The organism is Bradyrhizobium sp. CSS354 (assembly GCF_029051725.1).
In the GTDB taxonomy this organism is placed as follows: domain Bacteria; phylum Pseudomonadota; class Alphaproteobacteria; order Rhizobiales; family Xanthobacteraceae; genus Bradyrhizobium.
Genome location: NZ_JAACFU010000050.1, coordinates 1 through 9,691, shown reverse-complemented (window position 1 = coordinate 9,691; position 9,691 = coordinate 1). Strand labels below are relative to the sequence as shown.

The window sequence follows — 9,691 nt, the reverse complement described above, 5'->3', positions numbered from 1 at the left end:
CCCTAGCATCATCGAAAAACGCCGCCAAGTGCTCGCTGCGACGATGAAGCCGAAAACCGAGGAGTCCGACGAGCTCTAACGGTTAACTGGAAAGATCAGCGCGCTGCGGCCTACCGCGTAGGGTTACTTGCCTCCTGCCGCAATACGGGATCATCGTCGACCACAGAGGCTACGACCGCGACGGAAGCTCAGGCGCAGGTCCTGGATGTGGTGTCGGGTTATCCACTGCTAGGCGTGCACTACTTTCCTAGCGCCGCGGACGTCCGGCCGATTTTGGCGGGGCAGAACCTGACGCGCGCGGACCGATTCACTTATACCTTTTACGAGCCGTGCCGAATAGAAGCCATTGGGAACTCTCGTCAGGCTCGCGAGTGAGTGTGTGGAAGAAGAGGGACATCCGCACGCCACGACAATGGCGTCCGGAGCGTCGCCGTGCATCGGCCGCCGCTATTTTACGGCCAACCGAGCGGGCGCGCCGATGCCCCTTCAAGCGCCGCGCCGCCCTAAACGCTGCCCCGGCCCGTCCGCTCACTGTCGGACGGCCGTTGCAGCCGTGGTTTGTGGCGTCCGCGATGCCCCGCAAAGGCCTGTCATGCAGCGAATGCTCCGGCCCTCGCCGTCTAAGACTTGGTCGCCTTATGGCTTGGGCGAATGCGCCGACGGGAATGCTGAGAGCAGTGCAAGGATGCCGGACAAAGCCGCGCCCGCCAAACACGGCGAACTCGCAGCAAATCGTGCTCCATGGAGGCGGCGAGAACGGCCTCCGCCTAGATGTGCAGCCTCCATTGAAGGCGTTCTATTTTATGACCAATTGTCTCGGGAACGTTGTCAAGTCCTCCCGGCCAGTTTTAGTCACAATGAACGATTGAGTAATGGTGACCCCGTTGTCGCCGAGCCATAGTCCCGGCATCATGTGAAATGCCATGCCTGGCTCAAGAACAGTGAGATCGGTACTGCGGAGACTCGCGGTCCGTTCCCCCCAAGTCGGCGAGAAACCAATTCCTATCGAGTAACCAAGTCTTGCTTCCTTGTGGAAGCCGTGCCGGGCAATCGTAGCTTGCCAGGTGTGTTCTATATCCGCGCAAGTGACGCCAGGTTTCACCTCCGCCAATGCCGCTTCGATACCTTCGACCACAGCGTTGGAGAGCCGCAGATAGGAGTCCGGTGGCGAGCCAAGGAATATCGTGCGACTAATCGGGGCGTGATAGCGCCGGCGGCAGCCAGAGGTCTCCACATTTACGGGAACGTTTGTGCCAATTGCGCGATCCGACCAGGGCGCATGCGGTTCGCCTGATCGCGAGCCCGTCAGCAAATAGGTCGGGCTCGACGGTAAAACACCGCCGTATTCCGGGGTGCCGGCGATCATGCGCTGGTAGATCACTGAGGCCAGATCGCACTCGCGCATGCCAGGCTTTGCCGCCTCGATAGCATCGGCAATCATCGCGCTTGAAATCGTGCCAGCCTCCCGCATGATCGCGAGCTCGGCTGGGCTTTTGCGAATGCGAATCCAATTGATCAGGAGTTCGGCATCAACGAAGCGCACGTTCGGGAGAGAGCCAAGCAGCTTGGTATGGGCCCTTGCAGTGTAGTAGAATGAGCCCGTCTCAGTCCCGACGGCTTTCAGGGTCGGGCAAATCTCTCTGAGTTTTGCGACGAGGAAATCGACTGGATCCCGTTCTGACGATTGGACATATTCGTCGGTATAGGGGTGTATGGCCGTCTCTGGAAGATGCGTCATTCGCCGAGCGGACACCGCATCCATGAACCGGCCGATCCAGACGGGTTCATCAAGCTCGCGATGGACAACCAGCATTTGAAACACGTAATAGGAGTAAGCCTCGTATCCTGTGAGATAATAGATGTTTGATGGCTCGCTGATGAGTAGCGTATCCATCTCTCGGCGTTCCATCTCCTGCTTGACTAGCGCCAAGCGACGCGAAAATTCCTCCTTTGCAAATGGAATTCCGTCTCCAGTCGGCCTCATGACATAGCTCCTTTTCTACCAAGACATCATAGCCGATCGTGTCCGAACGGCCATTCATAAGACACTGTCGGGCGGGGCGGAAAACGGCATGAGCTTGAACGTGAGGCGGGCTCAATGGAACGACAGGTTCGCCGCGCATCGTTGCAAGCTGTAGGCCGGCCAACCGTGTTGCATGCGGCCTAGCCGCCTGCCGCTTCTCGCCTATCCTCCTGCCCTTTACCCGCTGAACGAGGCGCGCGAAACCGCAATTCTCCTAGTCGATCTGGACAGTAAAGATGTCTCGGTACCATATAGTGCAATCATTTCCTCGCTCACGCTTAAATCCCGCATTTAGAGGCGGTCGTCGCCGGATTTCAGCCGCTGAGCTGGTTGTAACGGTGAAAGGTCCAGCTTTCGAGACGGGCAGCGAAGACGGGGCCGTCTGCCCGGAGCTGTGCCGTCATTCTATTTGGCAACGGAAGACGGCAACGCTGGAAATCCGCCGCCAAACTGATCATTCGCAGCAGTTCGGCTTTGTTCAATCACCCCGGATCGGAAATATCCATCGATCAGATTTCTCAACCGCGCAAACGGAACGCTGAAGCGCGACAGATTGCATCATTCAACTACGACAGATCGCTACTATGAATTGCGTCTATGAGCCGCGCCATCAGTGGTCGGCAACTCTTCCTTAGTGATACCGCTGCCATGCGACCTCATTGCGCGTTTCGCGCGGGACCCTCGGCCCTTCCAACTGCGGAGCCGAGGCCCATGCCACGTCTGCAAGATACTCCAAGCGGCTGAGGCCACGTTGGGCGAGTTCAAAGACCGCATGGCTTTGAGTCCTGATGCGTCATGCGCGCGTTGATCGTGAGATAGCGCCCAAGACAATACTCACTCCGGCTCCTCTTCTCGCAGTTCCTTGCTAGGCGGCTCGCATTTATTAGCCTAAGTGGTAAGTGCTTTTAGCTGCCGACGGCGAATATTTCTTGAGCTCGTCTCTTTCCGCCCCCTTACACAACGCGCGTCACATTTTGGCGGTCTCCAAGCAAGCACCGAACTAGTTTCGGCAGGTCTCCCTAGTTCCGACGTAACCTTCTAGTGATCCGCCATAGCTTTTGCGCGCTTGTCATAACGCCGTAAGACTTCGTCGATACTGACATCGGCAAATAGAATCGTTGACACGGCGGGCAGCATGGGATGTCAGCTAACTTGCGTCAGGCTCTATTCAGTAGCGAACGCATAGGCAGGCGGCGGTGCGCGGAACGACAGTAAGTTCCTGTAGACGGATCGTCGATGAACGATATGCGCTCACATCTTTGGCAGGCGTAAAGCTTCGCGCGGTGTCGAGTAGTCCGCTGTGTTGCGAGCGTGTGAAGATCGGTTCAGCACTATCGTGCGCATATTCCAGCAACTCCCTCGAACGCAATGCAATTGTTACTCCGAACCAAGAATAACGCTGATTTCGTTTCATTGACCGCGCATTGTTCGCGCTTACATTTTCGGATGTCAACGCGAGGTCATTCAAGGGCAACCTGCGGCCGAGACTCTGCTGAGCGTGCATATTCTCCGTCCTCGCTCCTGCGACAGGCGAATGGTGGAGCTTCGTTCAAAGGTCGCGCTTTAGAACGCAGCCATGAGCAGTACGACGAACGTCGATAGTGTCACACCGGGGCCAGACGTCATCAACCGCGCAGTGCGACTTGGCGCCGAGGTTTGCAATATCAGGCTATCGGGAGACCTGTCTGACGATGTGTTGCGGGCGATCGGCCGGTTTTTACTGGAGCGCAAGGTGATCTTCTTCCGTGATCAACACCATTTTGATGATGCCGAACAGGAGCGCCTTTCTGCTCGATTAGATCGGCTGATCTCCCGCCCTCAACTTGGTGCGACCGACCGAATACCCTGTATTCTGGCGCCATCGTCGAGCGACATTTGTGGCAGCCCCCATGAGCGCGCGGGTGTCACATCTGACGAAGTACCAAGTGTCGCTGTGCTGCGCGCTGTAATGGCTGCGCCCTACGGCGGTGCCACGGTTGGCGGTGCCACGGTTTGGTCGAATACGGCGGCCGCTTATGATGATCTTCCGCTATCGATGCGCATGCTCGCTGACGAACTCTAGGCAGTTCACGCCAATGGCGATCGACACGGCCTGAAAGAGCATTCGACCGAGCTGAAAGAAGCGCAACTCGAGGAGATGTTCACCGGAACGATCTACGAAACGCCCCTTCCGGTGGTGCTCACTCATCCGCAAACCGGCGAGCGCATGCTCATGCTTGGCTGTACCGTGCGCCGCTTTGTCGGCCTCCAGACACATACCGGTCAAAAGCTGCTTGACCTGTTCCATTCCTACATCAAGGCCCCGCACAACAGCGTGCGCTGGAAGTGGAGGGAGGGCGACGTTGCGATCTGGGATAACCGCCTCACGCAGTCTGCCAATGATCACTCCACAGCGGCCGGTCGCGATGCGCGCGGCCTCGGTTCCCCTCCTTGCCTCACGCCTTCAAGCCGCAAAAACCCCAAGCAGCGAGAGGGGCGAGCAGCTCAAGGTCGAAAGCCGCGACTTGCGCCCGACTACGCTTTGAGACGGGCCACGCGTTTAGCATTATGCTGGTTTTGAGGCTGACGCTGCTCAGAACAGGCCACCGTGCTCAGAAAGACCCGAATTGCTCGCCAGTCTAGGGGAGGCATGACTTGGGCGCCGGCTGGCGCTGTCGCAAGCGCTAGCGTTCCTTGGCGGCGGCGTCCCGAGCCGGGCTGGCGTAATAGGGCACCTGATCGATGCGTGGTCTCCATGTGCCGGATGATATGACCTCTCTGACGTGCAAAGCGATCTCAGACATCGACGCAAACCAGACATCGCCTTTTTCAATCATGTACTTGATCAACGGCTCAATGGCTGTACATCGCGCGAGTCGCCCGCTCACCGACGGATGCCACACACACATCCACATTCCCTTGTATTCCCACGCGGCATCAAATTCCGCCTTGAACACGTCAGCTGCATGCATAGGAGATTTGATGGCTGCACTATAGCCAAAATCGCGCCAGCTCATGTAGTGATACCAGTCTCCTAATCCTTGGATGCAAGGTATTTCAATTAGGGATCCCTTATCGTTGCGAAGCACGTAAGGAATATCATCGCCATACAGCGACGTGTCATATAGAAAGCCTTGCTCGATCAGAAGGTCGATCGTATGCCTCGAAACACCATTCGATGATATCATTGGTGTTCTATAGCCAAGCGGTCTGCGACCTGACACGCGGGTGATTATCTCAATACCCTCGCAAAGTACCTCCATCTCCTGCTGACGCGACATCGCGTTATTGTCGTGGTGGAGGTAACCGTGATGAGCAATCTCATGCAAATTCTTGAGCATGAGATCCACTGCGGCCGGGTAGTTTTCTATCGTCCAGCCAGGTACGAAGAACGTCAAAGGGATGTTATAGCGCCTGAACAAATCGATAATCCGAGGAACGGCAATTTCCGGGTCGTACCGCATGAAGGAGAGTGTCGCGACATGGTTGTCGGCGCTGTCTGGGCGGGCAGCGTGAACGGCGCTGTCTGCGTCGACGTCCCATGTGAAGGCCACTGCGCACCGTGCGCCGTTCGGCCAAGGAATCGGATTTTTGATCACCTTCAACCTCCTTGTATATGCACAAGGCTCCCGTGAGCGCTTGGGGTGAGACTGACGCCAGATCCTCTCGGTAGCTGGCGGCATGCCTGCGACATGGTCATCGCCACCGGCCTCTTTTGACCCTCTCCTGCGACTCGGTCAGTTGCCGCCCGCCTACCACTCGCTGTTGGTCAGGCAACGGCCTGTGCACCAGTGATCTCGACCAACGACCCGCACATAAAGGGTGCTTCGTTCGAGGCCAGAAACGCCACAAGCGCCGCCACTTCCTCCGAAGTACCAATTCGCCCAAATGGGACTAGTTTGTTTAGTTGTTCTACTGTTCGGCCCGCTCGCTTTAGACCCTCCTCTAGCATAGGGGTATGTATCTCACCGGGGCAGACTGCATTGACGCGTATCCCGTCAGGCGCATAGTCCCTAGCAAGGTTCTGGGTAAACGATGCAACTGCTGCTTTGGTCACATTATAGGCGATGCAGTTTGGGGCGGGGCTTAGAGCCCATTGCGAAGAGATATTGACGATCGCCCCCGCGCGGCGCTCGATCATCCCCGGCAGAACGGCTCGGCAAAGGTGGAATATTGCATCGAGATTCACTGAAAAACTGAGCCGCCAATCATCATCCGACAAAGACAGTAGCTTGCCACCGCGGAAAATGCCGGCGTTGTTTACCAACACATCAATGCGCTGATGTCGTGCGAGGATACCTTCAATCATGAGGCGGCTCGCGCTCTCATTACGAAGATCGATGATTGCAGCTTCCGCCGCTCCGCCACCGGCAACAATATCGGCAACGACTGACTGCAAAGCTGGCGCGGACATGTCGGCACCGACGACCTCCGCACCTTCGCGAGCCAATCGTTTACAGACGGCGGCTCCGATTCCTCCGCCGCCGCCGGTTACAACTGCGACCTTGCCTTTGAAACGTTCCATCCAAGCTGCTCCACATCTTGCCATGATTGCGTAGGTCGCCGCTCCGGTGTTTGAACGCACTGTTACAACTCAGGAAGCGACCGGAATGCTTTAAAGGAGACTTTCCGAAGTTCTCTCCGGGATGCACGACCCAAAGACGCGAAGGCCTTGTCTGTGAACGATGTCAATGCTTCCAACAATCGGGTACGACATTTGCTACCGGAGCGGCAGTCTCGATTAAGGCACGTAGACCCGCTTACACCGAAGATGTTGAGCGCCGCGCAAAGCGACGGGGCGCTGACCGGTGCCGCCATACGAACAGGCTCCCCAAAGACAGGTGAGATGAGATACCGCATTTTCCTCAAGGCACCACATTGAATTTAAAACAGTTCACATCGGGGCCCCTCCAAGTCAAGTCCGACGGAAGTGAGATAGATCCTGCTGTCGTCAGCTGGGGTGCTATAACTCGATATCATCTCTTCTTGCGGTAAGACGGCGAGGTTGGTCCTGGTCCGGACGAAAAAATGCACGCTCTCACGAGAATAGCAGCAATAGTGCATTGCGTTTGGCGATAGATTCGAATCGAGGTGAGGGCTTGTGCCAAGCGATGCCTGGGGCGTTGCAGGGTGACATCGAAGAGGTTAAGTCTCAATGTCTGTTGACGCTATTCAGTCGGGAAGCACGGTCATGTTGAACATGCACACTGATCCCACTGCTCCCCATTCGACGGGTTCAACTACGTAGCCACAGCAGTTTGCCGGGTATTCCCGTAACTTCCTTAGCCGGGCCGTCCGGGCAACGCTCCGCACTTGGCGTTAGCGACCTCGACATCGCAAGCGCGCGTCTCCGATAATTTCAACGCCTTCCAATTTCCGGATCGGAGATCCCGCATTATCTTCCTTCCTTCATGAGCGAGATGGGCGAGGGCTCGGATGTTGGACGCCAGGACTGCCGCCCTCGTTCGCAGCGTGCTTGACGAGGTATGCAAAAGCCTATCCACTTGCGCAACCGGTGTCCGAGCCCATGTGGCCTCAAAGATCCTGGAGGCAGCCATCAACGGCGAGATGACGAAGGAACGCCTTGAATAGGTGGAGCGCGAAGCTTTTTCGAAGGCGTCCACCATGTGGCGCTAGCTCCGCGACCAAGTAGTGATTTGTCAGTCAGGTGAATTTCCAGATTACAGTCCTCAAGATCCTGGCGAGCTATCCGGACGGTTTCGCCTCAATGGCCGACCTAAAGCGCGATATGGCGATCCTAGCGACCTGCGGGCCCGAGTGGGCCGAGCGCACCAAGAGGTTGGGAGCTCGCGTGCCGGAGCTAAATGTCTTTTCGCAACAACTCGTTCAGCGGATTGAGGGTGGCTGGCGCATTACGACAAAAGGACGCGCCATTCTCGACTTTATCGAAGCGCGCCCCGTCGCTGCGGAGTCGACGGCCAAGCCGAGGCAATCGCCGGCCACCAGCCGACGCGTGGCGCCTGGTGTGCGAAGGAGTGAAGAGGATTGAGAAGGCTTCACCTTCATCCCTGAAACGTCTCCTCGATCCCCACGGGTGTCGTTTTGCCGGTTGCCTGGTGGCACGCACGAGTCGATAAGCATTTACTCCGTTCCCGTGACGTGTCGTTCGGCGAGACAGCGATTGCAACTGCTCTATCGAGGTGCTGCCACCGTCGGAAACGGTATAAAGCACGTCCGTGTAGTTACCCGGCCGATATGCCCGCAGTTCGACCAACGGGTCGTGCCATCGCTGCGCGCAGGAGCGCATCATTGCAACCCGTATATCAGCCTGACAGTTGCGGCCGCGGCCGAACGACACGAAGGGCCGGCCTCCGCCGATGAAACATAGCTTTCATTCCCCGTCGGGAACACTGTCGTCCAACGGGGCCCTTAATCACAATGATGTCGGCGACCGCTCCTATCTCTCTGAACTAAGGTGACGCCGAACTGAGCTACATTAACGGCTGGCGCAAAGTCCATCTCACGGGGCAACGCATGCAGCACAATTGCTCCAGAAGCTGGCTTAGCTCAAACGAGAGTCCCCGCCGAAACGCCGCGAATTGCCGCCTGCTCGCGCTGGAAACGAGCGTTCCGCCCGCTACAGCAGCAATTATGCACTGCATTTGATATATTCTTTGGTAATTGACCGACGAGCAGAGCGGCCTTTGCTCTCTACTCCTCGCCGGAATTGAGGTCATTATGGGCACTCTTGATCTTGTCTCCGGCAGCTTCCTGGCCCTGTCGGCAGTTTGAATTGCGCTGCTCTGCTCCAGTCTGCTTGCCCTCGTCTTCACGTGAAGTGAGCTCGTCGCTCCTGATGCCCATTTCTGTAAACGCACATTGCTGGTCGCGTCTCACGGCCGAATTGTCTTGCAACCTCCCCGATACACCCAGCCTAAGGCCCCGCAAACCGGTCGTCTGAAAGCGCTGCGAGCGCCGCGCCCGGTGTCTCTAATTCTGCGTTGGTGCCGACCGACAGATATTTTCCTCTTAATCATCGTCATTTCTTCCCGGGTCTAGATACGAAATGCAATGCGGAGCAATTTGACTCCGGCTCCGCTACATTTTCGAACGGTCCGTTTTGAAGACACGAAGGCCATTGAATGTATGGATGGGATAAACGTCGATCAAAACGAGTGCGCTTCGACCACGAGTATCGGGCGACCCTTTTGGGTTTCGATGGCACATGGCGGCGCGATTGCATTCTCATCGACGTTTCCGAGACCGGGGCGCGTCTTCGAATCGACGGATCGACAGACGTCCTCAAATGTCGTCAGTTCTTCTTGTTGCTTTCAACCACCGGATTAGCCTACCGGCGATGCGAGTTAATTCGACTGGACGGTTCGGAAATCGGAGTCCAATTTGTAATGACCCGGACTAATCGCTCGGGGCTGATAGCCGGAGAAAAGGATCCGGGTTCGGATTGATTCAGCGGAAAGGTTCTCCCCCGAATCTAGATCGACGCGACCTGGCAACAATGCCCGTACGAGCTCGGGTGGCAGATGGTTCATCAGAGATTTCGAACCCTTACGCGACTGCCTGAACGGTGCCGGAAAATACGTAGTCGTCCGTGAACAAGGCTCTAAGCGATTGAGCAGGAGTCAGTTTTCCGGTTGGGGGGGCATTTGAGATTGCAGGGATTGGGGGCTTGAGGCCCCCAAACCTTGCAATTTTCGTTTGTGGATTCCC

5 protein-coding genes and 1 pseudogene are annotated in these 9,691 nt (G+C 56.8%); 3 read left to right on the top strand and 3 right to left on the bottom strand.

The annotated features are described in order from the left end of the window. Nucleotides 1-796: 796 nt before the first annotated feature. Nucleotides 797-1,984, bottom strand: coding sequence for a Xaa-Pro peptidase family protein (locus tag GWG67_RS38300; RefSeq protein ID WP_275174823.1), 1,188 nt, complete (start codon nt 1,982-1,984; stop codon nt 797-799). A 1,615-nt stretch (nt 1,985-3,599) separates the two neighbouring features. Between GWG67_RS38300 and GWG67_RS38295 the strand changes: the two are divergent. Then, nucleotides 3,600-4,583: pseudogene (locus tag GWG67_RS38295) on the top strand (TauD/TfdA dioxygenase family protein). A 103-nt stretch (nt 4,584-4,686) separates the two neighbouring features. Here the strand turns inward: GWG67_RS38295 and GWG67_RS38290 are convergent. Continuing rightward, the gene (locus GWG67_RS38290; protein ID WP_275174822.1) at nt 4,687-5,601 is read right to left on the bottom strand and encodes a polysaccharide deacetylase; all 915 of its coding nucleotides are present in this window, start codon (nt 5,599-5,601) and stop codon (nt 4,687-4,689) included. A gap of 170 nt (nt 5,602-5,771) precedes the next feature. Further along, a complete protein-coding gene (locus tag GWG67_RS38285; protein WP_275174821.1) occupies nt 5,772-6,527 on the bottom strand; it encodes an SDR family NAD(P)-dependent oxidoreductase in 756 nt (251 codons plus the stop codon). A gap of 1,143 nt (nt 6,528-7,670) precedes the next feature. On the opposite strand from GWG67_RS38285, the gene GWG67_RS38280 reads away from it, so the two are divergent. Together GWG67_RS38280 and GWG67_RS38275 are read left to right on the top strand one after the other, a co-directional pair. Beyond that, nucleotides 7,671-8,012, top strand: coding sequence for a hypothetical protein (locus GWG67_RS38280; RefSeq protein ID WP_275174820.1), 342 nt, complete (start codon nt 7,671-7,673; stop codon nt 8,010-8,012). A 1,093-nt stretch (nt 8,013-9,105) separates the two neighbouring features. Then, nucleotides 9,106-9,429: a PilZ domain-containing protein gene (locus tag GWG67_RS38275; protein WP_275174819.1), complete on the top strand. Its 324-nt coding sequence runs from the start codon at nt 9,106-9,108 to the stop codon at nt 9,427-9,429. Nucleotides 9,430-9,691: the final 262 nt, after the last annotated feature.